Annotated in this window: 25 protein-coding genes; 16 read left to right on the top strand and 9 right to left on the bottom strand. The window is 53.7% G+C overall.

Features of this window, described 5'->3' with window-relative positions:
• Nucleotides 1-4 precede the first annotated feature (4 nt).
• Nucleotides 5-1,027, bottom strand: coding sequence for a Tim44 domain-containing protein (locus H8693_RS04055; RefSeq protein ID WP_249279886.1), 1,023 nt, complete (start codon nucleotides 1,025-1,027; stop codon nucleotides 5-7).
• A gap of 250 nt (nucleotides 1,028-1,277) precedes the next feature.
• Between H8693_RS04055 and H8693_RS04050 the strand changes: the two genes are divergently transcribed.
• From H8693_RS04050 to H8693_RS04030, 5 genes are read left to right on the top strand one after another with little or no spacing between them, the layout of a single operon-like run.
• Entirely contained in the window at nucleotides 1,278-1,931 is a 654-nt protein-coding gene (locus tag H8693_RS04050) for a GntR family transcriptional regulator (protein WP_249279885.1), read from the top strand.
• A 12-nt stretch (nucleotides 1,932-1,943) separates the two neighbouring features.
• Nucleotides 1,944-2,930: a 2-dehydro-3-deoxygalactonokinase gene (locus H8693_RS04045; protein WP_249279884.1), complete on the top strand. Its 987-nt coding sequence runs from the start codon at nucleotides 1,944-1,946 to the stop codon at nucleotides 2,928-2,930.
• 25 nt (nucleotides 2,931-2,955) lie between these two features.
• The gene (locus H8693_RS04040) at nucleotides 2,956-3,720 is read left to right on the top strand and encodes an SDR family oxidoreductase (RefSeq protein WP_249279883.1); all 765 of its coding nucleotides are present in this window, start codon (nucleotides 2,956-2,958) and stop codon (nucleotides 3,718-3,720) included.
• Between the two features lie 58 nt (nucleotides 3,721-3,778).
• Nucleotides 3,779-4,414 (top strand): bifunctional 4-hydroxy-2-oxoglutarate aldolase/2-dehydro-3-deoxy-phosphogluconate aldolase, encoded by a 636-nt coding sequence (locus tag H8693_RS04035; RefSeq protein ID WP_178618213.1) that lies wholly within the window; start codon nucleotides 3,779-3,781, stop codon nucleotides 4,412-4,414.
• Nucleotides 4,415-4,429: 15 nt separating this feature from the next.
• Entirely contained in the window at nucleotides 4,430-5,380 is a 951-nt protein-coding gene (locus H8693_RS04030; RefSeq protein ID WP_249279882.1) for a phosphoglycerate dehydrogenase, read from the top strand.
• Between the two features lie 130 nt (nucleotides 5,381-5,510).
• On the opposite strand, the gene H8693_RS04025 is transcribed toward H8693_RS04030, so the two are convergent.
• Both H8693_RS04025 and H8693_RS04020 read right to left on the bottom strand, forming a co-directional pair.
• Nucleotides 5,511-6,455 carry a hypothetical protein gene (locus tag H8693_RS04025; RefSeq protein WP_249279881.1) on the bottom strand — a complete coding sequence of 315 codons (945 nt, stop codon included), beginning with the start codon at nucleotides 6,453-6,455 and terminating at the stop codon, nucleotides 5,511-5,513.
• A gap of 159 nt (nucleotides 6,456-6,614) precedes the next feature.
• Complete coding sequence (locus H8693_RS04020; RefSeq protein WP_249279880.1) at nucleotides 6,615-8,072, bottom strand: NAD(P)H-hydrate dehydratase; 1,458 nt, start codon at nucleotides 8,070-8,072, stop codon at nucleotides 6,615-6,617.
• 367 nt (nucleotides 8,073-8,439) lie between these two features.
• Here H8693_RS04020 and H8693_RS04015 point away from each other — a divergent pair, with 367 nt between their 5' ends.
• A complete protein-coding gene (locus tag H8693_RS04015) occupies nucleotides 8,440-9,057 on the top strand; it encodes a LexA family protein (RefSeq protein WP_249279879.1) in 618 nt (205 codons plus the stop codon).
• A gap of 234 nt (nucleotides 9,058-9,291) precedes the next feature.
• Complete coding sequence (gdhA, locus tag H8693_RS04010) at nucleotides 9,292-10,626, top strand: NADP-specific glutamate dehydrogenase (RefSeq protein ID WP_178621480.1); 1,335 nt, start codon at nucleotides 9,292-9,294, stop codon at nucleotides 10,624-10,626.
• A gap of 63 nt (nucleotides 10,627-10,689) precedes the next feature.
• On the opposite strand, the gene H8693_RS04005 is transcribed toward gdhA, so the two are convergent.
• Nucleotides 10,690-12,024, bottom strand: coding sequence for an APC family permease (locus H8693_RS04005; RefSeq protein WP_178621482.1), 1,335 nt, complete (start codon nucleotides 12,022-12,024; stop codon nucleotides 10,690-10,692).
• Between the two features lie 637 nt (nucleotides 12,025-12,661).
• Between H8693_RS04005 and deoC the strand changes: the two genes are divergently transcribed.
• Nucleotides 12,662-13,339 (top strand): deoxyribose-phosphate aldolase, encoded by a 678-nt coding sequence (deoC, locus tag H8693_RS04000; RefSeq protein ID WP_178621486.1) that lies wholly within the window; start codon nucleotides 12,662-12,664, stop codon nucleotides 13,337-13,339.
• 473 nt (nucleotides 13,340-13,812) lie between these two features.
• On the opposite strand, the gene H8693_RS03995 is transcribed toward deoC, so the two are convergent.
• Both H8693_RS03995 and H8693_RS03990 read right to left on the bottom strand, forming a co-directional pair.
• The gene (locus H8693_RS03995) at nucleotides 13,813-14,139 is read right to left on the bottom strand and encodes a hypothetical protein (RefSeq protein ID WP_249279878.1); all 327 of its coding nucleotides are present in this window, start codon (nucleotides 14,137-14,139) and stop codon (nucleotides 13,813-13,815) included.
• Between the two features lie 12 nt (nucleotides 14,140-14,151).
• A complete protein-coding gene (locus H8693_RS03990) occupies nucleotides 14,152-14,676 on the bottom strand; it encodes a cob(I)yrinic acid a,c-diamide adenosyltransferase (protein WP_249279877.1) in 525 nt (174 codons plus the stop codon).
• A 114-nt stretch (nucleotides 14,677-14,790) separates the two neighbouring features.
• Between H8693_RS03990 and H8693_RS03985 the strand changes: the two genes are divergently transcribed.
• The 4 genes from H8693_RS03985 to H8693_RS03970 are packed head-to-tail and all read left to right on the top strand — an operon-like array spanning nucleotide 14,791 to nucleotide 17,830.
• On the top strand, nucleotides 14,791-15,546 hold the full coding sequence (locus H8693_RS03985) for a peptidoglycan-binding domain-containing protein (protein ID WP_249279876.1): 756 nt from the start codon (nucleotides 14,791-14,793) through the stop codon (nucleotides 15,544-15,546).
• The gene (locus tag H8693_RS03980; protein WP_249279875.1) at nucleotides 15,543-16,163 is read left to right on the top strand and encodes a RecX family transcriptional regulator; all 621 of its coding nucleotides are present in this window, start codon (nucleotides 15,543-15,545) and stop codon (nucleotides 16,161-16,163) included. The genes H8693_RS03985 and H8693_RS03980 overlap by 4 nt, the downstream gene beginning before the upstream one ends.
• Nucleotides 16,160-16,960 carry a biotin--[acetyl-CoA-carboxylase] ligase gene (locus H8693_RS03975; protein ID WP_249279874.1) on the top strand — a complete coding sequence of 267 codons (801 nt, stop codon included), beginning with the start codon at nucleotides 16,160-16,162 and terminating at the stop codon, nucleotides 16,958-16,960. The genes H8693_RS03980 and H8693_RS03975 overlap by 4 nt, the downstream gene beginning before the upstream one ends.
• A gap of 15 nt (nucleotides 16,961-16,975) precedes the next feature.
• Nucleotides 16,976-17,830: a patatin-like phospholipase family protein gene (locus H8693_RS03970; protein ID WP_249279873.1), complete on the top strand. Its 855-nt coding sequence runs from the start codon at nucleotides 16,976-16,978 to the stop codon at nucleotides 17,828-17,830.
• Between the two features lie 445 nt (nucleotides 17,831-18,275).
• Here H8693_RS03970 and H8693_RS03965 read toward each other — a convergent pair whose 3' ends face one another.
• Together H8693_RS03965 and H8693_RS03960 are read right to left on the bottom strand one after the other, a co-directional pair.
• On the bottom strand, nucleotides 18,276-18,887 hold the full coding sequence (locus tag H8693_RS03965; RefSeq protein ID WP_249279872.1) for a GNAT family N-acetyltransferase: 612 nt from the start codon (nucleotides 18,885-18,887) through the stop codon (nucleotides 18,276-18,278).
• Between the two features lie 350 nt (nucleotides 18,888-19,237).
• On the bottom strand, nucleotides 19,238-20,068 hold the full coding sequence (locus tag H8693_RS03960) for an SDR family NAD(P)-dependent oxidoreductase (RefSeq protein WP_249279871.1): 831 nt from the start codon (nucleotides 20,066-20,068) through the stop codon (nucleotides 19,238-19,240).
• A gap of 125 nt (nucleotides 20,069-20,193) precedes the next feature.
• Here H8693_RS03960 and H8693_RS03955 point away from each other — a divergent pair, with 125 nt between their 5' ends.
• Both H8693_RS03955 and H8693_RS03950 read left to right on the top strand, forming a co-directional pair.
• Nucleotides 20,194-20,796 (top strand): HAD family hydrolase, encoded by a 603-nt coding sequence (locus tag H8693_RS03955; RefSeq protein ID WP_178621502.1) that lies wholly within the window; start codon nucleotides 20,194-20,196, stop codon nucleotides 20,794-20,796.
• Nucleotides 20,793-21,419: an HAD-IA family hydrolase gene (locus H8693_RS03950; RefSeq protein WP_249279870.1), complete on the top strand. Its 627-nt coding sequence runs from the start codon at nucleotides 20,793-20,795 to the stop codon at nucleotides 21,417-21,419. Before H8693_RS03955 ends, H8693_RS03950 begins: the two co-directional genes overlap by 4 nt.
• Nucleotides 21,420-21,860: 441 nt before the next feature.
• Here H8693_RS03950 and H8693_RS03945 read toward each other — a convergent pair whose 3' ends face one another.
• Nucleotides 21,861-22,157 carry a putative quinol monooxygenase gene (locus tag H8693_RS03945; RefSeq protein WP_249279869.1) on the bottom strand — a complete coding sequence of 99 codons (297 nt, stop codon included), beginning with the start codon at nucleotides 22,155-22,157 and terminating at the stop codon, nucleotides 21,861-21,863.
• Between the two features lie 412 nt (nucleotides 22,158-22,569).
• Between H8693_RS03945 and H8693_RS03940 the strand changes: the two genes are divergently transcribed.
• Nucleotides 22,570-22,854 carry a co-chaperone GroES gene (locus H8693_RS03940; protein ID WP_249279868.1) on the top strand — a complete coding sequence of 95 codons (285 nt, stop codon included), beginning with the start codon at nucleotides 22,570-22,572 and terminating at the stop codon, nucleotides 22,852-22,854.
• A gap of 35 nt (nucleotides 22,855-22,889) precedes the next feature.
• Entirely contained in the window at nucleotides 22,890-24,515 is a 1,626-nt protein-coding gene (gene groL, locus H8693_RS03935) for a chaperonin GroEL (protein WP_249279867.1), read from the top strand.
• The last annotated feature ends 29 nt before the right edge of the window (nucleotides 24,516-24,544 follow it).

Genomic DNA, 24,544 nt, shown 5'->3' with positions numbered 1-24,544 from the left:
CGCCTTAGGCATTGGGAGCGGAGTCATCGCCGCCCGGCTGCCCATCCTGAATGGTTACGCCGGAATTATCGATGGGAACCCCGGGCTTTACGGCCTGCATGTTGCAAAGCACCCAGTCAAATTCGCCAGTGGTGATGATATGGCCGCAGTATTCACATTTTCCAGCGCTGGTGATCTCCGTGGGCGCGCCGCAGTGCGGGCAGGCCACCGTGGATTTATTGCTGGTGGCGGGATCTGTTTTGACGCCGGTACCCCGCATGAAGGTCAGAAGATAGGCCATATGGCAATCCCGGTTGGGGTCGCCTTTTAAGACTTTTTTGGTCTTTTCATCGATGATATAATCCACCATCCGCGTCTTCATATAGACGGTCATATATTCATATTCCGGGAACCGTTCATATTTATGAAGATAGGCTTCATTGATGTTGATGCGCTCCATCACATTGATGCGGCCGGCCTTGATATATTCCTGAAGCTGCATCTCATGCTGGCGGAAAAGCTCTTCCTTTTCAAAGGGCCGGATTTTCGACCAGTCCCGGGCTGTCCAGGCATTTTGCAGCGTGATAAAGACTTCCTTGGCCCAGGCCAGGAATTTGTCCTTGCTGAACAGGGGATCGACGGGAAGGATAGCGTCCAGGATCCGCTGGGTGTTGTCTGCCACCATGGGAACGCCCCCCATATTGGCAGAGGGCCTGCCGCCGCCTTTTTTCTTGCCGAACACTGCGATTAAGATGATGGCGACGACAACCACGCCCAGGGGAAGAAAAAATCCGCCCCAGCCCGAGCTGTCATCCGTCCAGTCCCAATCGCTGCCGCTGCTGCTGCCCCAGTCGCTGCTGCTCCAATCGCTGCCGCCCCCCCAGTCGCTGCTGCCGCCGCTGTCGTAATCGTTGAAATTGCCGACGTCTACCGGGCGGACGCCTTCTCCGCTGCGGCCCGCAGCCGCAGCCGGGGTCAGCCCCAGGCCGAGAAGGAGGGTGAAAAGCAGGGCGAAAGCAATGTACCTAAGATGATTTCGTTTTTTCATGCACACTTTCTCCTATGCCATAATTTGTTCGGATTATATATATGCCGATGGGCATACCGGGAAAAACCTTAGTGGGGAAAAAGGTTTTTACATATTTTCATTATAATCGCTATTTTTCGCCGCGTCCACAGGGAAAATTGAGAAGAAGAGAGAAAAGAAAAAAAGCATTGACAGGCGGAGCCCATATGCTATAATGAATATACAATATATCGTATACGATATACCGAATAGCGAAAAGCGAGGTTTTCCCATGCGCGAGATGGTGCTCAAAACAGATATGCTCAATATGCAGGTATACAATCTTTTGAAAAAAGAGATTCTGCAGCACCGCATCCCTCAGGGGGAGCGTCTGGTGGACAGCCAGCTGGCAGATAGATTTGGCATTAGCCGCACGCCTGTGCGGGATGCTATTTTTATGCTTGTCCGCGAAGGGCTTGTGGAAAACAAAGGAAAACGGGGCTTTTATGTTTTGGAAGTGGGGGCCCGGGATATCGACGAGCTTTATGATATCCGCGTCATTCTGGAGACCCAGGGGGTTCGCCAGGTGGTGGAAAAATGCATGAAGGCCGATCCCGATGGCTGCCGGGAAAAGATCCTGGAGATTCGGAAAAACACCAACGAATATGTGGGGGAGGACTGCATCAAGGCCGACGAATATTTTCACGACAGCCTGATCCGCCTGCTGGGGAACCGGCGCATCGACCGGATTTTTGCGGATATCCGCAACCAGATGCGGGTGTTTTTGCAGATGACCAGCCAGATTGATGAGCGGGTGCAGAACGGCGTATGGTATCACAATCAGATTCTGGACGCGGTTTTGGCCATGGATGCGGACCGGGCCGAACAGCTCATGCGGGATCATATCGAAAAAGGGCGCCGGGAGGCGCATGAAGACGCTTTATAAGAGGAAAGAAAAATGGTGTATGTGTATATGGACTCGGGAACTTCCAACACCCGGGCCTATCTTCTCAGGGACGGCGCTCTGCTGGCGGAGGCCAAGGCGCCGGTAGGGACCAAGGATTCCGCCATCGCCGGAGACAATGCCGTGCTGGTGAGTAGGATGAAAAAGCTCTATGACGGTCTGCTGGAGGCCCAGGGCCTGACCGACGGCGACGTGGGGGAAATCTGGATGTCCGGCATGGTGACCAATGGGTTCGGCGTCCATGAAGCGCCCCATATGTCTCTGCCGGTGGACGCCAGGGCGTTGGCAGAGCAGGCGTGTGTCTATAAGGAAGAAAAATTCTTTGGCCGGGAGCTGCATCTTGTCCGCGGGGCAAAGACGACGGCGCCGGATGCGGCCATCGATTTTTCCAATCTTCCCGGCGTGGGCAATGTCCGGGGAGAGGAAATTGAGATCATCGGGCTGATGGGGAGCGGCGGCGCGCCGCAGACCGGGGCCTTTGCCGTGGTCGCGCCTGGGTCTCACACCCATGTATGCTATGTGCGGAATGGGAAATTCTGCGATATTCTCTCCTGTTTTACGGGTGAGCTGAATTTTGCCATCGGCAAGGATACCATTCTTTCCGGGGAGCTCTTTCACGGCGATGTTGCCATGGAGGAAGAAAACGTCCTGCGGGGCTATGGCTATTTGAAGGAATACGGCATGGTCCGGGCGCTGTATATCCTCCATGCCTCCAAGGTGTTTGAGGTGTGCCCGGATGCGGTTCGCAGCCAGATGCTGGCGGGAGTGATTTCCGGCGGCGTGGCGGAATTGGTGGGAAAGAAGCAGAAAGGGGAATGGAGCGATCTCGAGCGGGTTTATATTCTCGGGGATAAGCCGTATATCGCCTCCTATAAAATCCTCATGGAACGGGAGCTGGGCGTCCCGGCGGAGCTGAAAAAAAACGCAGGGGGCAGAAGCTTTGCCCTGGCTGGGTTTTTGGAATTGATAAGAAAACGTTAGAAAGGGAAAGGAAGGAAAAGGAAACATGTATAAGGACATATTTGATCTGACAGGCAAAAAGGCCATGGTGACCGGCGGCGCCGGCGACCTGGGGCAGGGCATGGTAGACGGGCTGGTGCAGTCCGGCGCGGAGGTAGTTATTCTTGACCTCTCGGACAAGGCGGAGGAGATTGCCGCCAATTACCGCGCCCAGGGTTTCCCAGTGTCGTCGGTCAAGGTGAACGTAGCTGACCGGGAGGACGTGAAGCGCGCCTTTGCCGAAGCCCTCCAAAAGCTGGGCGGCAAAATCGATATCATGGTCAACGCGGCGGGGATCCAGCGGCGGCATCCCTGCGAGGAATTCCCCATCGAGGACTGGGACGCTGTCATTGAAATCAACCTGACGGCCGTCTTCGAGTTCACTCAGCTGGCCGGCCGGGAAATGCTCAAAGTGGGATATGGCAAGATCATCAACATCGCGTCCATGCTGACCTTCTTCGGCGGCTATACGGTTCCGGCCTATGCGGCCTCCAAGGGCGGCGTGGCGCAGGTATCCAAGGCATTCTCCAACGAATGGGCGGGCAAGGGCATCAACGTCAACTGCATCGCTCCCGGATATATGGATACCCAGATGAACGTCAACCTGGTTAACGATCCGGTCCGCAACAATGAGATTCTGGCCCGCATTCCGGCCCACCGCTGGGGCACAGGCGATGACGTGAAGGGCGCGATTGTGTTCCTGGCCAGCCCGGCAAGCGATTATATCGACGGCGTTGTCATCCCGGTAGACGGCGGCTATCTGGCCCGGTAAATGAGAAAAACAGGGCGATATGCCCAGAAGTAAAAAATTTTAAAGGAGTAAACAAAGTATGAGCAGCATTCTCGAAACCATCAAGGAGAGCAAGATTATCGCCATCATCCGCGGCATCTCTTCCAAGGACATCATCAACACCGTGCAGGCGCTGAAGGACGGCGGCATCAAGTGCATGGAAGTCACTTTCAACCAGAAGGACGCTGAGGCGTCCAAGGATACGCTGAAGTGCATCCGCATGATTAAGGAGCATTTTGGCGATGAAGTAGCCGTGGGCGCGGGCACGGTGATGACCGTGCAGAACGTCATCGACGCGGCGGAGGCCGGCGCAGCCTATATGATTTCCCCCAACACCAATGTGGACGTCATCAAGAAGACCAAGGAGCTGGGACTGGTTTCCATCCCCGGCGCGGCGACTCCCTCCGAGGCGGTTACGGCCTATGAGGCGGGTGCGGATATCGTCAAGCTTTTCCCGGCGGGCGCTTTGGGAACCGGCTATGTCAAGGCACTGACCGCTCCCTTGAACCACATCCCCTTCACGGCGGTTGGCGGCGTCAACGAGAAGAACGTGGGCGATTTCCTTAAAGCGGGCGCTATCGGCGTTGGCGTCGGTGGCAACCTGGTGAACAAGAAGCTGATCGAAGAGGGCAATTTCGCAGAGATTACCCGCCTGGCCAGCGAATATAAGATCTGAGCGGAGGCAGGACACATGAAGAAAGTTCTTGTAACCTCCCGTTCCTTTGGAAAGGTCAGCGACGAACCCCTGAATATTCTGAAAGAAGCGGGGCTGGAAGTGACCCTCATGGGTGCGGATTTTGATGAGGAAAAATTTAAAGCGGCTGTTGTGGAATATGACGCCCTCATCATCGGCGCTCACAAGTTCTATCCCGAGGATATGGCGAAATGCGAAAAGCTCCAGATCATCTGCAAGCATGGCGCAGGGCTGGATAATATCTATCTGGATGAAGCCAAGGCCCAAGGCGTAAGAGTGACCAATGTTCCGGCCATGAACGCCAACGCCGTGGCGGATCTGGCCGTGGCCCACATGCTCAATGTCTGCCGCGGGGTATCCCTTTGCAGCGCCAATGTGAAATCCGGCCAATGGAAAACCTATATCGGCAAGGATATGTATCATAAGACGCTGGGCCTCATCGGGTTCGGTAACATTGCCAAAAATGTGGCCCGCCGGGCCCATGGGTTCTCTATGGACGTCATCGCTTATGATCCCTATGTCAAGGAGATTCCCGAGGAATTTAAGGAATATGTCCGCCTGGGAACGCTTGATGAAGTCATTGAAAACGGCGACTTTGTCTCCATCCATGTGCCGCTTACCGAGGAAACCCGGGATATGTTCAATAAAGAGAGCATGGGGCGCATGAAGGAAGGAGCCTATCTCATCAACACCGGCCGGGGCGGCATCGTCAACGAAGCCGATCTCTATGAAGCCGTCAAGAGCGGCCATCTGGGCGGCGCGGCGTTGGACGTGACGGCGAGCGAGCCCATCGAGGCGGATAACCCTCTGCTCACGCTGGATAACGTGGTCATCACGCCCCATATTGGAATGTATTCCTTTGAGGCGATTAACGCCGTAAGCGTGGTGTGTGCCAAGAATGTTGTAAAACAGCTGGCAGGAGAGACGCCGGATTTTATCGTAGTATAGGAATCCAACAGAACAGAGAAAAACTTTCCTGTGCTCTGCATAAGAAAGAGTATGTATGGAAATTTGACGAAAATAAAAAAACGCAGCAAACGCTGCGTTTTTTTAGAATAGACAGATATGCGTCTATGCGTCACGAAATCTCCATATAGCCGGCATAGGCATAAGGGACGGGAGAATAATCCATGGAATCCTCCGCCACACCATGGGACGGGGCCATATAGGATTCGATCATTTGACTGTAATGCAGGCCGTGTTCATCCTCCGCTTCAAAATAGAATTCCAGAAGAGCACCGGGGTTGACCTCCCATTCCTGATCCTTGAATGATATGCCTAAACAGGCATCCGAATGATCCCTGTCCTTTTGCACGGCCATGGGAAACCGATCTATTTCCTTTCCGTTGAGCCGGACAACCACATCGCTGCTTTTAAAGGAGGAGGGATATAGGAAATAATCCCTGCGGAAGTCCTGGAGAGTAATATCCCCGGTAAATCGGAAACAGCCATTTCCAATAGATACCGAGCGGAAATTCGCATAGGCCGCAAGGGAACCCGCCAGCTCCGAGAGAAGCGTACTGCTGGAAAATGGAATCATTTCGTTTGTCACCTGTCCATCCTGCTCCAAAGAGAGATAAAGGGAGATGGGCGAAGAAACCGGGAGATTTGCCTGGCAGGAATAGGTAATGCCGTCCTGGGTGGAAGCTTCGAGCTTTTGCGGCCTCATAGGTGTGCTGCCTGACCAGGTGAAATATAGATGGTCGTCCTGGCGGATGGATTTGGGCCGGATCTGCAAAAGGACGTTAGCATGGCCGTCTTTGGGCGGAGAAAGAATGGAGAGAAAGAAATCGGAATAGATCTGGGATTCCTCCTGGAAGCCTGATGGAGACAGAGAACTGCTGTAGGGATCCCGGAGGGAGGAAACGTTGGCATTCAGCGCGGATAACCCCTCCCGAAGCTGAAGAAATTCCTGGGAAATCTGGTCTCTGAGAGATGTATAGAAAAAAACAGACAGGCCAATAAAGAGGAGCAGAAAAACAGAAAGAAAAACGAGCGCGGCCTTATATAAGCTTTTGTGCATGAATAACCTCCTTTTGGATATATGAGCTTCCCCAGATCGTTTTTGTTATTTTCATTATACGAACCCTCGTGAGGAACACAAGGAAGTTTACAAGAATGTTATTTTTCCCAAAAAAAGAGGGTTGTCCCGTTTTTAGGACTACCCTCATGATAAAATAAATTATCGACCCAGAAAATAGACCGTATCCTCTGCGGTGGGGGCATAATCGCCCTTGCGGGCGGCGGCGGTTTCCCCGGCCTTTCCGCAGAGATAGGCGCCCCCATAGGCCGCCATAAAGGGAGAAAGGCCCTGGGCCAGAAGAGCTCCGATCACCCCGGTGAGCACATCGCCGCTGCCGCCCTTGGCCATGGAGGGGGCACCCGCCGTGACCAGGCAGGCCTTCGCTCCGTCCGAAACGATGGTGGTCGCCCCTTTTAAAAGAAGGACAACACCATGCTGTTTCGCAAAAGCGCCGGCCGTGTCCAGGGGAGAGGAAAGGATATCCTCCATGGAACATCCGCTGAGGCGCGAAAACTCTTTGGGATGCGGGGTCAGGACGGTATTTGCTCCAAAGGACAGAGAGCCGTCGGCAGCCAAAAGATTCAGGCCGTCGGCGTCCAGAACCTTGGGAAGGGAACTTTGGGCGATGCTGCGGAGAAGCGGCAGCGTTTCGGCATGCTGCCCAAGGCCGGGCCCTGCGGCATAAGCACGGGCCTGGCAATTTTCCAGAACCGATCCCTCCGCGGCGATATAAGCAGGATTGCCCCCAATGGCCTGGGCTGTCACGCTGGAAAGGGTATGCTGGAGCACATCCTGGACATATTCGCAGGTATAGACGGTGGTGAGGCCGGCGCCGGCGGCCAAGGCACCCCTGGCCGCCAGGGCGGCTGCACCCGCCATTCCCCGGGAACCGGCGAAAATGGCCAGGCGCCCATATGTTCCCTTGTTGGTGTCGGCGGCGCGAGGCGGCAGGGAGAAGGTATCCGCCCACTGCAGATGCAGCGGAGGACGCCCGGCCTCCGGGCCGATTTTGGCAACCACCAGCCGCCCGGTATGTGACCGGCCGGGGAACAGGAGATGCCCGGGCTTGGCATATTGAAAGGTGACGGTGATATCCGCCGTTACTGCCGTTTGGCCGGCTCCTGTTTCGCCGGAAATGCCCGAGGGGATGTCCACGGAAACCACTTTGGCCGGGTGCGCATTGATGCGGCGGATAATCTCTCCATAGAGGCCGCTGGCCGGGCGGGAAAGGCCAGTTCCCAAAAGGCCGTCCACAATGACGGCGGCATCTCTGGAAAAGAAGCTGTCCAATGTATCCGGAGTGAGCAGGGTAATGCGGCTGGTATGGGAAAAATAGCGCATGTTGGCGTCGGCATCCGGCGGGAGGGTCAGGCTGGCCGCCCCGATGGCGACATCGTATCCGTGAGTCAGGAGAATGCGGGCCGCGGCCCAGGCATCTCCGCCATTGTTGCCGCTGCCAGCGACCAGAAGCACACGGCAGGGCGGAAAGAGCGCGGCGATCTCATGAAAGATGGCCGTAGCCGCCTGTTCCATGAGCAGAAGGCCCGGAATCTCCAGCGTTTCTATCATATAGCGGTCAATCTGCGCGGCCTGCGCCGGCGTGGCAAGAAATTGCATAACAAGCCTCCTTTTGGAGTATAAATTTGATATTTTTATCATAACACGGTTTTCCCCAATGTTCCAGCAGGCGGGCAGGAATTTTCCGGGGCGTATACAAACGGATATTTTTTCCAGCCGCGGGATTTGTTGGTTTTCAACTATAAATTATAGTTTTATCGTATAAAATTAACAAAAAACGACAAAAACATTTCAAATATACACAAAGAGAGTTGTATAAATTGAAAATAAGGCTTTACAAAATCTTGCGGTTATGGTAAATTTATGGTAAGTATTTTCTGGTGAGAAAAAATGAATACAAAACAGACAAACCGGCAAAAGCGTAATGGCGCATGTGTTTATCGTTTATAGAGAAAGGAAGAGGCTAATGCTCAATTCGGATTTATTCAGCCGCAATTTATACATGTACCGCACCAAAGCGGGAATGACGCAGAAAGAAGTGGCGGAGAAAATCGGCATCCGGCAGCAGACTGTGGCGGCATGGGAAGCCAACCGCTCCACTCCCTGCCCGGATATCATCGGAATGCTGGCGAAAATGTTTGGGATCACCACCGACCAGCTGCTTCTGGAGCAGGATGGGCGGGGAAATGCCCTCATGGGAAAAATCAAAAAGGTCCCCATTGTGAGTCATGTGAAGGCGGGGTTCCAGGGGTATACCGAGGATGAACTTCTGGGATATGAATATATCGACGGCGACTATGATGCGGAATATGTTTTTGTGCATGTGGAGGGAGACAGCATGGCTCCGCAGATCATGGAAGGGGATCTGGCGCTTATCCATCTGCAGGAGGATGTGGAAAACGGGGAAGTGGCCGTGGTTATGATCGAAAACCAGCTGAGCTCCTTAAAGCGTGTACTCAAGCAGGCCGGCGGCATTTTGCTTCAGCCTTTCAACACCAGCTATCCCGCCCAGTTTTTCCCGACAGAAGCGCTCTATAAGATCCGGATCCTGGGCAAGCTTGTGAAAACCATGAGAAGGTGGTAAATTCGCGGCGATTTTGAAAGTTTGATAAATCAAAATATCATATTTGCAAAAATAATCTATATTTTTTGATGAAAAAAGCAAGAAATATAGATTTTTTTATAAAAACCTGCATTTTCCCTATTGCTAAACTTCATATTACTGCTATAATAAAAGTGTTGCAAAATTATGGCACTGCGCGTACATAACCGGGGCCATAGGGATATATGTATCCATATTAAAGGAGGAAAGCATTTCATGACGTATGTGGAAAGAGTATTTGAAACGGTAAAAAAGAGAAATCCCAACGAGCCGGAATTTCTGCAGGCCGTTAAAGAGGTTCTGGATTCCCTGGCTCCTGTGTTTGAAAAGAAGCCGGAATATGAAGAAGCCGCAATTCTCGAGCGCCTTGTGGAGCCGGAGCGGCAGATCATTTTCCGCGTTCCGTGGGTAGACGACAACGGCAAGGTGCAGGTCAACCGCGGCATGCGCGTGCAGTTCAACAGCGCCATCGGCCCCTATAAGGGCGGCCTTCGCCTGCATCCCTCGGTCAACCTGGGCATCATCAAATTCCTGGGCTTTGAACAGATCTTTAAAAACTCCCTGACCGGCCTGCCCATCGGCGGCGGCAAGGGCGGTTCGGACTTTGACCCCAAGGGCAAGAGCGATATGGAAGTAATGCGGTTCTGCCAGAGCTTTATGACCGAGCTGTTCCGCCATATCGATGCGGATACCGACGTTCCCGCCGGAGATATCGGCGTAGGCGCCCGGGAAATCGGCTATCTCTTTGGCCAGTATAAGCGCCTGAAAAACCAGTTCCATGGCATTCTCACCGGCAAGGGCCTCACCTATGGCGGTTCCCTGGCCCGCACGGAAGCCACGGGCTATGGCCTGATCTATTTCGTGAAAGAGATGATCGGGGCCAAGGGCAAATCCTTTGAAAACGCCACGGTTGTGGTTTCCGGCTCCGGAAACGTCGCCATCTATGCTGTCCAGAAGGCGCAGCAGAACGGCGCCAAGGTCGTTGCCATGTCGGACTCCAACGGTTATATCTATGATAAGAACGGCATTGATCTGGACACCGTCCGGGAAATCAAGGAAGGCCGCCGCGGCCGTATCAAGGAATATGTGGATGTCCATAAGGACGCCGTATATACCGAGGGCTGCAAGGGCATCTGGACGATTCCCTGCGATATCGCCCTTCCCTGCGCGACGCAGAACGAGCTGGATGAAGAGAGCGCCAAGATCCTGGTGAAAAACGGCGTATATGCGGTTGGTGAAGGCGCCAACATGCCCACCACCATGGAAGGAACCAAGGTGTTCCAGGAAAACGGCGTTCTGTTTGCCCCCGGAAAAGCGGCCAACGCTGGCGGCGTTGCCACCTCTGCCCTGGAAATGTCGCAGAACAGCATGCGCCTCTCCTGGACCTTCGAGGAAGTGGACGCCAAGCTGCATGACATTATGGTAAACATTTATAAGCAGTGCTCCGCGGCCTGCGAAGAATATGGCTACAAGGACAACTTCGTTGTGGGAGCCAACATCGCCGGGTTTGAAAAGGTTGCCAAGACCATGCTGGCCCAAGGTGTGGTGTAAGTTTCCCCTTTGGAATATGAAGAGAAAAGACGGCTGTACAAGCCGTCTTTTTTGTGGGAAATTTTATTCCCGGTGCCGTTTTTGATAGTAGAGAAAGGCCGCGAGAATCACCAGCAGGCAGAACCCCGCATAGAGGGGGAACAGGGCGTTTTGCAGGCTGCCCAAAAGGACGATGAGAGAGCCGAGAAAGGCGAAAAGGGGAACGATAATCCCTCTCCACCGGCTTTTGATAAGGCCCCGGCGGTACAGACGGAACACCTGGGCATAGAGGACAGTATATAGAAGATAGTTGAGGGCAATGGAGATCTCTGAGACATCTGAATTGGGCAAAAGATCAAAAGAGTGGGTGAAATAATGAGCCGCACTCCAAAACAGGCAGAGGCTGAAAGCCAGCAGGGAAGAGGCCAGCGGCATGTTCCATTTGGGATGGATGCGGGCCAGCCTTTTGGAACCGGGAAAGAGCTTCCCGTCCAGCGCCAGGGAATAGGGCTGGCGGATAAAGCCCAGAACAAGGCCGTTGACCGTGCCCACAACAGAAATGATGATAAAGATGAGAATGACGCGCGCCCCCATATCCCCCAGAAGATTCCGGGCGATGGCGGCCACATGGTCGTCTCCCAAAACGATGATCTCGTTGGCGGGAAGCAGACTGGCAACGCCAGTGAAATACAGAATATAGACCAGCATGACAAGAAGCGGCGCCAGAACCAGCGCCTTTGGCAGATTGCGCTTGGCGTCCCGGATTTCATGGGAAATGGATGTGGAGACAATCCATCCGTCATAGGAAAAGGCCACGGGGCCGATGGCGGAAAGCCAGCCGGCCGTTTGCAGCTGGGCAGGCGCAGTCTGGGAGATTCCCCGGAGGGGATCGCCAAAGGCCAGACCGAGCACGGCAATGACGACCAGGGGAACCAGTTTGAGAAGTGTGGTGATATTCTGCATGGCGCCGCCCGCTTTTGGCGCGAAAGTATTTAATAGGTAACTTGCCGCATAGAACCCGACCCCGATGGCAAGCTGCACGGGAAAGGAAGCCGGGATGGCAAAAAGGATGCAGAAATAGACCCCGATAACCCAGGAGACCACGGCGATGAGGGCGGGATAGTAGACGAGAGTCTGGAACCAGCCGATGCAGCAGGCGAACCGCCGGGAGACGAATTCCTCGCTATAGGCAATGATCCCGCCGGGCTTGTCCGTGCGGGAGGCAAGCTCGCTGACGGCCAGCCCGCCAAAGACAATGGAGATGGCGGCAATGGCAAACACCAATATGCCCAGCGGGACGCTTCCGCCGGTGGCGGCGAGGACATTGTCGCTCTTGAAAAAAATGCCGGAGCCGATGCAGATGCCGATGATCATGGTGATGGAAGTGATGAGGCCGTATTTTTCTCTTTTTGCTTGCATAAAATATCCTTTCAGCCGGGGAGCCCTCAGGTCAGCTTCCCGGAGTTTGTTATCAGTATACCCCATCCCCTGGAAAATTAGAAGATGCGGCTTGCATGAAAGAGCTGTTGGGAGATGAAAGGCGGATAGAGCGGAATACATCTGCCCCATTTGCTATACGCTGGATTTTGCGGCGGAAGGCCCCGGGATTACCCCGAAAGCGATGCTTTTTATATGGGGATAGACCGGAAGGGGAGAACAGCGCAGCCGCATAAGCATCGCTTATAGATTGAAATGCTGAACAAACCCGGACATCTATAGGTCTAGTCATGCAGATGTCAGACATGAAAAAAGGAGATGCAAAAAAACTCCGGGCTTGCTAAAATAGCATATAGAGGGAGGCGGCATGCCGGGAATACGGGACAACATGAAAGCGCCAAAAGCAAGTGGCGGTTTGATCCTGGCCGGTATCGGATATTCCATGATCCGCCGCTGCTATAAAAAGAAAATGAAGTGCTGCGAGAAAACGGCTGAAGACGGCTTGACAAAATGTTAATTTAGGACTATATTAAACACGAATAAGGATGAAAGCGGCGAAAATATAACAAAAGCCGTTTCCAACCATAGAAATTATGGAAATTAGAAGGAGAAATCAGCGATGAGTAAGAGAACGCCCAAAGAAATTGCGGATCATTTAGAGGTGGTTGCCATCAACCATCAGGCCAGCTTTGCCGACATGCCCAAAATGGTGGATGCTTGCAAAAAGTATGACTTCAAAATCTGCTATGGCCTGAAATGCTTCTATCCCTATCTGATCGAGCAGCTGAAGGGATATAAGACTATGGTAGGCGGCAGCATGGTTCTGTTTGGAACCGGCGTGGATCCGACGGAAGTAAAGATCTTTTCTGGAAAATACAACATGAACCTGGGTGTAGATGAAATCGACATGAACATGAACCTGGGATGGCTGCGCTCGGGAATGGACGATCTGGTTTTAAAAGAGCTGGAAGAGATCCGCAAGGTCATCACCGTGCCCCTGAAGGTCATCATCGAGTCCCCCACGCTGACCGAAGATGAACTCAAGCGTGCCTGCCAGCTGGTGGCGGCGGCCAAGATGGATTATGTCAAGACGGGCACCGGATTCTTTGGCCCGGCGACTATTCCCATGGTGGAGAACATGCTCAAATATGTGGAGGGCACCAACTGTAAGGTGAAGTGCTCGGGCGGCGTCAAGGGCGCGGCTATGGTGGAAGAACTCTTGGATATGGGCGTGGAGCGCATTGGCATGGGATACCAGAAGGCAATCGATGTCATGCACGAGCTGGGCTGCGACTAAGAACCGAAAACGACATCAGACAAAAAATGCCGCGGAATTTCCGTGGCGTTTTTTTCGTATTTAGAAAATCGCGCATTGGTTGATTCAGAAAAAGAGGGCGGAATGGTGGAAAAAATCATGCCAAACCAAACGAGAGAGGAGAGAGCAGATGGGATGGATTACGAAAGAAAATAAAAAAGACAATCCAAAGCAGAACACGGGACGGACTTTCATTAAAAAATGAGGGAATCTGCACGAATGAGAATTTTTCTGTACTTAGCCGAAAACAGAATACATGACGTATCCTGATATCATAAATTTTTTGAAAAGCAGCATCCGGGCGGGCAGGAAAGGAATATAGAGAAAACGCACAGGAGAGAAAAATATGACGGCTCTCATGTATTATTCCGGCGCGGCAACCTCCCTGGCGGCCGGCCTATGCTGTCTTTAAAATGGGAAATAGGAGACGGGCATATTTAAGCAGCAGACTCCTATCACCGCCGAAACAGCGGCCCCGTGCAGCTTCCCAGAAGGGCGAGGCCGAAATAGAGCAGGGCATAGAGCAACGCGGTTTCGTTATAGAACAGAAAGACGCTGGGGAGAAAGGACAGGCCCAGGAGCAGGGGAAGATAGAGAGAAAAACCGGCGGTCAAGGAGAAGATGATGCCGCTGGCCAGACAAAACAGCGGATTGATGAGCAGCAGCGTGACCAGCATAAAGGAGAGGCTGGCGCCGGCCGACGTGCCGATCCAGGGCAGAAGATAGAACAGGCAGAGGGCAATGCAGAAATAAATGAGCAGGTGCTTCCATAGTTTTTTCATATATAAGATTCCTCAATATTCGATGCCCCGCCGGGCGGAGAGGTGCTCATCCGCAAAGGGATGTTTTTCGCATTCCATCCGGGTGGCATAGTGGCTTTGGCGAAAAAGGGCGGGCGTGGGCCTGCGCCCTGTCAGAAGGATTTCGCAGCCGCCCCGTTCTTTCAGCAGAGCAAGCAGCGCTTCCTCAGAAAAAATGCCTTCCTGCAGGGCGTCCAGGCCCTCATCCAGAACGGCCATTCCATATTCCCCGGAAAGGATCCATTCCCGGGCACGGGAAAAGCAGTCTGCCTGGCGGCGGAAAAAATCCTGTTTTTCCCCGGGAGTCATGTTCCAGAGAAACTTGCCTGTGGGAGAAGAATGAAGCACGGGGATTCCAAGAGAGGCCAGCACGGAGATTTCCGAAGAATCGCCGGCCTTGAAAAACTGGCAGAGAAACACCTTCTTTCCGGCGCCGTGGGCCCGGAGCAGCGCCCCAAGGGCGGCTGTTGTCTTTCCTTTTCCATCGCCATAATACAGATGAATACAGCTTTTTTCCATTTCCGGTTCCTTTCTTTTGTCTTCTATTATAGCGGCCGGGACGCAGAGCCGTCAACTTGAACTCGGAACGGGGATGTGATACAATCGAAAAAAATGGCGGAAAGGAGACGGACAATGGAGAGAAAGAAACGGTGGGCCTGTCTGGCGGCATTGGCGGTTCTGGTACCCGGCATCGCATTAGCGGCCATGGCGGACAATTTCCCCATCACGAAGGGAGACGCGGGCGACGCTGTCTATATCATCCAGCAGCGGATGGTAGACCTGGGATATCTTCATTTCCGGCCCACCGCCAGCTATGGCGACATGACCTATCAGGGAATCCTGCGGTTCCAGGAGCGCAACAACATCGCAAAGGACGGCATGGTGGGGGAGGATACCTACTCCCATCTCTATGACGCGGGCATTGTGCGGGCGCCGCTGAATGAAACCATCCCCCGGACGGTGGGCGCGGGGTTGCTGGCCACCCCCAGCGAATATGGCGAGCTTTCCAGCTGGGCCGAGATTGATGTGATTTTCCCCGTGGGAGAAACGGTGACGGTCACGGATTTCAACACGCTGCGCACCTTCCGGGTAACCCGGACGGGCGGGACGAATCACGCCGATGTACAGACGGCGGACAAGGAATCCCAGGTGAACTTTATGAAGAGTTTTGGCGGCGGGTATTCCTGGGAAAAACGGCCGATGCTGGTTTCCATCAATGGAAAGAAATATGCCGCTTCCATGTTTGGCATGCCCAACGCCAATGATACGCTGAAAAACGGACAGATGTCCGGCTCGGTCTGCCTCTATTTTTCCGGGAGTACGTCGGATATCGGGAATATCGCGGATGTGGAGCATGCGGCCAATATTGCAAAGGCGGCGGGGCAATGAGCTGGGAAGTGACCGAGCTTCAGCCCCAGAAGCGGAAAAAGAATCGGTTCAATATCATCACCGACGAGGGCTATCTCCTTTCCCTTTCGGCGGAAACCATCGTGAAGCACCATATCCGGGCGGGGATGATTTTGGAGGAGGGGCTGCTGGAAAAGCTGCGGCAGGAGGATACCCGCAAATATGCCAAGGAGCTGGCGGCGGATTATCTGGGTTATGCGCCCCGGACGCGCTCGCAGGTGCGCAGCCATCTTCTGCGCAAGGGAATCGACGCAGAGAGCGCGGAGGCGGCTCTTGCCACCATGGAGGAATACGGCTATATCGACGACGCGGCCTATGCCCGGGAGTTCGCCCGGTGCTACAGCGCCAAGTTGGGAGCGGCGGCGATCCGGAGCAAGCTGATGGAAAAGGGGATTTCCCGGGAGGTTATCGACGCCTCCGTGGAGTTTTCCCGGGAGGCAGAGAGAGAAGCGGCGGCTGGCCTGGTGGCCAAGTTGCGGGAAAAATACGACAGCCTTCCCAAAGAAAAGCGGCGGCAGCGCATCTATCAGGCGCTTTTGCGCAAGGGTTTTTCCTATGGGGACGCTGCCGAGCTGCTGCGCAATGGAGAGGATGAATGATAATGGAACAGGCGGGATATTTTGCATCCCTGAAGGAGAAGATGCGGCGGGAGAGGGACACCGCCCTTTTTTGTCTGGAAGAAGTGGATTCCACCAACCGTTTTGCCAAGGAGAAAGCGCCGGAATGCGGAAAGCTCATGGCCTGCGCTCTCCGGCAGACAGCGGGGAGAGGACGCCTGGGGCGCCATTGGGTATCCCCTGAGGGGAACCTCTATGTCTCCTTTGCCTATGAAAATACCATGCCGCCCGAGCGGCTGGCCCCAGTGACGCTGGCAGTGGCTCTGGCAGTTTGCGACACTTTGGCGGACTTCGATGTTCCGGCCTCCATCAAGTGGCCCAACGATATCTATATAAAAGGGAAAAAAGTCTGCGGGATTTTGGTGGAAACCGTCTGCCGGGGAGAGAGGATTCCCTATATTGTGGCGGGCATCGGCATCAACGTCAACCAGAGAGAATTTCCGGCGGAGGTAGAGAACCGGGCGGTTTCCCTTTGGAACGTTACCGGGAAGGAAAGCGACCGGGCGGAGATCGCCTGGCGGCTGAAAAAGCAGATGGACCGGCGCATGGCGCAGTTTATGGAAAAAGGATTTGCCGCCATGCGGGAGGAATATATGCAGCATTCCCTGCTCACTGGGCGGGAGGTCACGGCATCCGTTCCGCATACGGTATGCGGGATATGCATCGGGGTTTCGGAAACCGGGGATCTGCTGCTGGAAGCGGGAGGAAAGCGCATCCCCGTGACCTTTGGCGAGGTGACGGGGCGGCTGCAGTTTGAGGGAATGCCTGGGGAAGAATAGAAAGAAGGATTGGATATGAAAACTGGATTGGTGTTGGAGGGCGGCGGCTTTCGCGGCCTCTATACCGTGGGGGTACTGGACGCGCTGGAAGAGGAAAATATTCGGTTCCCCTATGTGATCGGGGTTTCTGCGGGCGCCTGCAACGGCCTGTCCTATGTCTCCGGCCAGACCGGGCGGGGATACCGCATAAACACGGCCTATACCAGAGATAAGCGGTATTGCGGGCTGTATCCGCTTTTAAAAGAAAAATCCATGTTTGGGATGAATTATATTTTTGACACCATCCCCCATGAGCTCGACCCCTTTGATTACGATGCCTTTCAGGCGGCTGCGGCGGAATATGTGGTGGGGGTGACGGACGTAGAAACCGGGAAACCCGCCTATTTCGGCAAAGAGCACCTGGATCACGACTGCACGGTAGTGCGGGCGTCGTCCGCCATCCCCTGTTTCTCCCCTATGGTGGAATACTGCGGCCGGAAATATCTGGACGGAGGAACGTCGGACCCCATTCCCCTGCAAAAGGCTGCAGAGGACGGCTGCCAGCGGGCGGTCGTAGTGCTGACACGGCCCCGGGATTATGTGAAGCCGCCTGAGAAGCTGCGGTGGTATTATAAGCGGGCATTTCGCAGATATCCGGCCATGATCCGGCTTTTGGACCGCCGCCATGAGATCTATGCAGAGGAACAGGCGCTGGCGGCCCGATGGGAGAAAGAAGGGCGCGCGGTGGTCATTGCGCCCAAAACGGCCCTGGAGGTGCGCCGGTTTGAAAGGGATATGGGTAAGCTGGAAGCTGCCTATCGCCGGGGAAAGTGCGAGGCCCGGGAAAAAATCCCGGAGATCCGGCGGCTGCTGGGCGGAGACGGAGCATAAAGGCCAGCGCACCTGCTTTATAAAAATATGGCGGGTTATATGCGAAAAACAGGGAAAGCGAAAAGGCTTTCCCTGTTTTAGGCTTATGGGAAAAACGACGATGAGACAAACCCCATCCGGGAACCTGGTTCCACAAAAAGGCTCCTGGACGGAGTGACAATAGAAACTGGTGCGCAGCGTCTGCCAGCGAGACGGATGAAATGGAAAGGAGAATGCCGAAAGATCCGAGAAAGAGCAGGGAAGGGAAACAGCTTTTTTGCCTGCCGCGCATGGGAGGAAAACCGAACCTTACCGGCGGCAAAAACCTTTTTTTCTATGGGAAAGGAAGGGATGGGCGGTTTTGCTTCCGGCAGAGAGATGAGACACAAAAAAGCCCCGAAACCTTTTCGGGGCGGGAGGCTTTTCTGAACCGGGGATAGAACTTCTAAATTGCCGGGGACGGCGGCTATAGAACTTTGTCATAGAGGAAGCATCGCAGAGGGACGGTTTTTCTGCCCATATTCAGGACGATTTTGGTTTCCGCTGCCCGCCGGAATTCCCGGCGGTCATAGAAGGAATAGGTGCAGGCGTCGTCGGTAAACAAAAAGATCCTTTTGCCCTGTTCTCTCCGCGCAAGCTCCTTGAGCAGTGCGCTTCCAATCCCTTTGCCCTGGCTGCCCGGATCGGCGGCTAAAAAAATAATTTCTCCATCTGGAACCCATGTTTCTTTGTATTTGCAAAGCATGGAACGATTGGTTTGCTCATATAGGCCGGCGCCCTCCTTGGAAAAGAGCCGCAGCAGGGTATCAAACATTTTCACATACAACGACTTGCCAAAGGATGGATATGCCTTTTTCTCCCCGTATATTTCTGCCAGCAGCACGCCCACCAGCGTATCGCCCTCATAAGCGGCGAGAATCTGCGTGGCGCGGGTAATTTCCATATTCCAAAAATATTTTCCATATAGCTGCAGCAGCGGACGGCTGTCTACATACCAGTGAAAGTGCATCCCGGTGATGGCAAAGGCTGCGGCTTTTTTGTGATCCGCCTTCTTTAATTCTTTTATCTCTATTCGCAAAAGGCCCTCCTGCTGGACGGATAATCCAAACTTTTTTCTTATTATATAGAAATTATATAGAATTTTTGCGGGAAGTCTATCCATTCTGCCGGAAAAAATGGAAACATTTCATGAACAGGGTGCTTCAGGGGGGACGGAACCCTGTTTTGGCATATGACAAATGAAACAGCCGAAAAACCGAACGGCCCGCTTCATGCAAAATACCATGCCGGGGTTTATGGATAGAGATAAGGACTCTTGCATATTTTGAAAAGCTGCACCGCAAAAATCAGCCGCATGGTTCCTGAAAAAAGGCTGGCGGCAAAAAACAGGGAAGTTTTCTTCCCTGTTTTTTCTTTAAAGCGAAACGATTATTTCTTCGCATAGCGGTATCCGGCATCTTTTTTACTTTTTAAATAGAGCAGGCCCAGAACCCATTCCACAACGCGCACCGGGAGGAGGCGGGCGGCAAGGCAGAGCAGCTTATAGTCCATGCAGACGACACGACGGGCGGGCATCCGGCGTTTTCCGGCGAGACGGACGACGGCCCGGGCAACGGTTTCCGGCGATTTTCCGTGAATTTCATCGTGCATCATGGCGTTTAAGGCGTGTTCGCAGGGCGCCTGATAGCAGGAATGTTGTCCGGTTCCCGCAGCAAACTCCCGGGCAGCGGTGAAGCCGGTGGCTGTATCCCCCGGTTCCACGACGCAGAGAGAAACCCCCGTTCCTTTAAGTTCCAGACGTAGCGCCCCGGTCATGGAGGCCAGCGCCGCTTTGGAGGCGCTGTACATGCTTTGGAAGGGAATAGGGATGCGGGCGGCAACCGAACCAATGCTGATGATCTTTCCGGCATTCTGGGCGCGCATATATGGCAATACGGCGCAGATCATCCGGGCGGTACCAATAAAATTCAGCTGGCATTCCCTTTGCAGCTGGGCATCCGAATAATCTTCCAGCGGGCCGCCGATGCCCATGCCCGCGCTGTTGACGAGAATATCGATCCGGCCGTATTCCCGGGCGACCCAGCCGACGCATTCCCGGATGGATTCCTCGCTGGAAAGATCCAGAGCATGGGTGGGGAAGGGGACCTCTGCCGGGCGCCGGGACGCGCCGATCACGATGTCTCCCTTTGCGAGAAATGCCTGAGCGACGGCCAGGCCGATTCCCTTGGTTCCCCCGGTAATTAAAACAATGCGGTTCATGGGCTAACCCCTCCTCTTGCAGTCTATGCCGTGCTTATTCCCAATTATAGCACAAAATCTTTGACTTTTCGCCTTTCCTATGACACAATAGATCTGGTATATGTGAAATATAGAAAGGATATCATATGAAAGCGATTATTTTTGACATTGGTTCGGTTTTGGTTTCTTTCAACTATCCGGACTTTCTCAAACATTTGGGATACAGCGAGGCCGTGCAGAAGGAACTGGATGTAATCAAAGAAGGCGGCCCCTTCTGGCAGAAGATGGACCGGGGCCTTATGACCGAGGAAGAGGGGCTCAAGATCTATCTTGATATGATCCCCACCTATAAAAAAGAGGCGGAATATGCTTTCACCCATATGGCCTATTATATGGAGGAGATCACGCCCACATCCCGCTTTCTCCGGGCGGCAAAGGCAAAGGGATACCAGGTCTATTATCTCTCTAACTACTCCCACCGCAACTGGGAAATCATTTTTGAACGCTTTGACTTTTTCCGGCTGTTTGACGGCGGCGTGGTGTCCTATCAGGTGCATCAGGTCAAGCCGGATGCGGAGATTTATCAGACGCTGCTTGGGAAATATGGCCTGGCGCCGGAGAACACGCTGTTTATCGATGACCGGGAAAACAACATCCGCGCGGCGGAGAAACTGGGCATCCATACTCTCTGGCTGAAGCCGGATACCGATTTGTTTGCCGAGACGGCGGAGCTGGGCTTTGGCGTATGAAGACCGACACACTGATTTTTGACATTGGCTCTGTGCTGGTCTATCTGGATTTTCCCGAAGCGCTAAAACAGATGGGGCTGAGCGGCCGGGCGCGGAAAAAGATTTTGGAAGTGCCGCCCATTCCCGGCTTCTGGGAGGCTCTGGACCGGGGCGATATCAGCCGCGATGAGGGCGCCCGTTGGTTTGCATCCTATGTTCCGGGCGACGAGGAGGCCGCGGAATATGCCATCCGCCATATGACGGAATATGTAAATCCCATCGCCCGGAATGTGAGATTCCTGCGGCGGGCAAAGGCGGCGGGCTGCCGGGTGTTCTATCTCTCGAATTTTCAAAAGGAGAATTGGGAGATTCTCTGGGGGCAGCGGGCAGACTTTTTTTCGGAGTTTGACGGCGGCGTCGTATCCTGGGAGGCGCGGTGCATCAAGCCGGACCCGGCGATTTACCGGATGCTGATGGAACGGTATTCGATTGTGCCGCAGCACGCCCTGTTTTTCGACGACCGGGAGGCCAACACCCAGGCGGCCCGGGAGCTGGGTTTTCAGACGATCACTCTGCCGCCGGGGACGGATATTTTCGAGAAAGCGGCGGCGTTGGGACTGCGGCTGACGGATGCGGAGAAATAAAACGCTGCGAAATGCGGCAAACCAGCTCTTTACCATGAAAACTAAAACAAGGAAAAAAGCCATCGGTTGGATGGCTTTTTGTATAGAGCTGCGTTGTATAGGCTTCGTCCTAGCGGAGAGCCGGAATGTGTTTTGTGCCGCGGATAGGACAGGAGCGGCGGTCCCGCTGTTTTTCAGGAGACCTGCCCGGGATTTTGCCTTGGCAGGAGCGAGCCGGCATAACAATGCAAAGGGTATGGCTCCGGAGAAAGGGAGCCGCTTCCCGGAAGAGATCATCCACAGCCGCAGCTAAAAAGCGGCCGGCTGCACCAGATCGTGCGCAGAAATTTTCACGCATAGCGTTCCTATTTCGGATAGAGGGATGGGCCGCAATGCAAATAGGCCGCAGTATATTTTTGCGCGTTGCCTCGGCCCGCCCAGAGTTTCCCGAGGTTTATCTTCCTATTTGGGAGCATCGGTATACCGCTCCACCCGCAGGCGGAGCTTATATTTTTCCCGTAGAGCGGCGATCTGCCTCATCATTTCGGACTGATGATGAAGGTCAAGGGCATGGGAATCGCGCCAGCGGTCGATCAAGAGGACGGTTTCCGGATCCTCCATTGGAAAAAAATATTCATATCTTTCGTTTCCCGGTTCTGCACGGACAGCCTGGACAACTCCACTGGACATCATTTCTTCCGCAAAAAGCCGGGCGCTGCCGGCCTGTCCCGTATAATATAAATGAATGGTTATGCTCATAGGTACCCCCTTATTTTATTTTTGCGTGTGTTAAAAAGAATTATAGCATAACAAGAGTGGGAACGGTAGAGGGATGCAACAGGCTCCGGAGACGGGAAAAAGCATTTTTGAAGAATTCACGATTTCGTAACAAATGCGGGAAGCGGCAGCGGCCATTTTTTCCCATAAAACAGCCATTTTAAGAAAATGGTATATAAAAACACAAGCAAAATGAAGAAAACATTAGATATAAAAATATAATTTTAAATAAATGGAAAAAACGAAGAATTTTAGCTGTTGTATTATTCTCCGACTTTACTATAATAGAATTTGTTATTAGCACTCACTATTTGCGAGTGCTAATAAATCCAGAAAGAGGAAAACCGTGGAAGCACGGGATACGAAGGATTTTATTTTAAGGAGGGTTTTCATTATGAAGGTAAAACCGTTGGCAGACAGAGTCGTAATCAAATCTCTGGAAGTGGAGGAAACCACAAAGAGCGGCATCGTTCTTCCGGGAAGCGCAAAGGAAAAGCCGCAGATGGCGGAAGTTCTGGCAGTTGGCCCGGGCGGAAATGTAGACGGCAAGGACGTTGAAATGCATGTGAAGGTGGGAGATCATGTCATCTATTCCAAATATGCGGGTACAGAAGTCAAAATCGACGGCGAGGATCTGATCATCGTCAAACAGGCGGATATTCTGGCGGTTGTGGAATAAACCCTTAAAGCAAAGAAAGAGGAGGAAGATACATCATGGCAAAACAGTTAAAATTTGGTGAGGAAGCTCGCCGCGCCCTGGAAAGAGGCGTAAACCAGCTGGCAGATACAGTCAAAGTAACCCTGGGGCCCAAAGGGCGCAATGTGGTTCTGGATAAGAAATTTGGTTCTCCCCTGATCACCAACGACGGTGTTACCATCGCCAAGGAGATCGAGCTGGAAGATCCCTTTGAAAACATGGGTGCGCAGCTGGTGAAGGAAGTTGCCACCAAGACCAACGATGTGGCCGGCGACGGCACCACAACGGCAACCCTGATGGCGCAGGCCATCATCCGCGAGGGTCTCAAGAACGTGGCTGCGGGCGCAAACCCGATGGGCATCAAGAAGGGCATCATGAAGGCCTGCGATGCGGCTGTGGAAGGACTTTCCGAGATGGCGAAGCCCATCGAAGGCTCCTCCGCGATTGCCCAGGTCGCTTCGATTTCCGCCGGCGACGAGAGCATTGGTTCCCTGATCGCACAGGCGATGGAAAAAGTCGGCAACGAAGGCGTTATTACCGTGGAAGAATCCAAGACCATGAAGACCGACCTGAAGGTTGTGGAAGGCATGCAGTTCGACCGCGGCTATGCTTCGGCTTATATGGCGACGGACACGGATAAGATGGAAGCGGTTCTGGATGATCCGCTTATCCTGATTACGGATAAGAAGATTTCCAACATCCAGGAGATCCTGCCGGTTTTGGAGCAGGTTGTGCAGATGGGCAAAAAGCTGCTGATCATTGCGGAGGATGTGGAAGGCGAAGCTCTGGCGACTCTGGTTGTCAACAAGCTGCGGGGAACCTTCACCTGCGTTGCCGTCAAGGCGCCTGGATTCGGTGACCGCCGCAAGGCAATGCTCCAGGATATCGCGGTTCTGACCGGCGGCACGGTAATTTCCGAGGAAGTTGGTCTGGAGCTGAAGGAAACCAAGATCGAGCAGCTGGGCAGCGCCCGCCAGGTCAAGGTGGACAAGGAAAATACCATCATCGTGGAAGGCAAGGGCGATCCGAAGGAAATTCAGGCCCGGATCAACGGCATCAAGCAGCAGATCATCGACTGCACTTCGGATTATGATAAGGAAAAGCAGCAGGAGCGTCTGGCGAAGCTGTCCGGCGGTGTAGCGGTAATCCGCGTCGGCGCGGCAACCGAAACCGAGATGAAGGAAATGAAGCTGCGCATCGAGGATGCTCTGGCGGCGACACGTGCGGCTGTTGAGGAAGGCATCGTTCCCGGCGGCGGCACGGCAATGTTGAAGGCTGAAAAGCATGTGAAAGAGCTGCTGGCAACCGAAACCGGCGACATCCGGACGGGTATTGCCATCGTGCTGCGGGCTTTGGAAGAGCCGATCCGTCAGATCGCGGCCAACGCCGGCATCGAGGGCAGCATCATCGTGGAAAAGATCCGCGCCAACGATTCGGTTTCCTTCGGCTATGATGCGGCCAAGGGCGAATATGTGGATATGATCGAAGCGGGTATTCTGGATCCGAAGAAGGTCACCCGTTCTGCTCTGCAGAATGCGGCATCTGTTTCCGCCATGCTCCTGACAACCGAAAGCCTGGTGACGGATATCCCTGCTCCCGAGCCGCCGGCTCCCAACCCGGCTGGAATGCAGGGCATGTATTGATAAAGGGTTTTCCGCGAAAGGAAAAAACG

This window comes from Guopingia tenuis, from assembly GCF_014384805.1.
In the GTDB taxonomy this organism is placed as follows: Bacteria; Bacillota; Clostridia; order Christensenellales; family Christensenellaceae; genus Guopingia; species Guopingia tenuis.
This window is presented reverse-complemented; position numbering and strand designations above follow the sequence as displayed.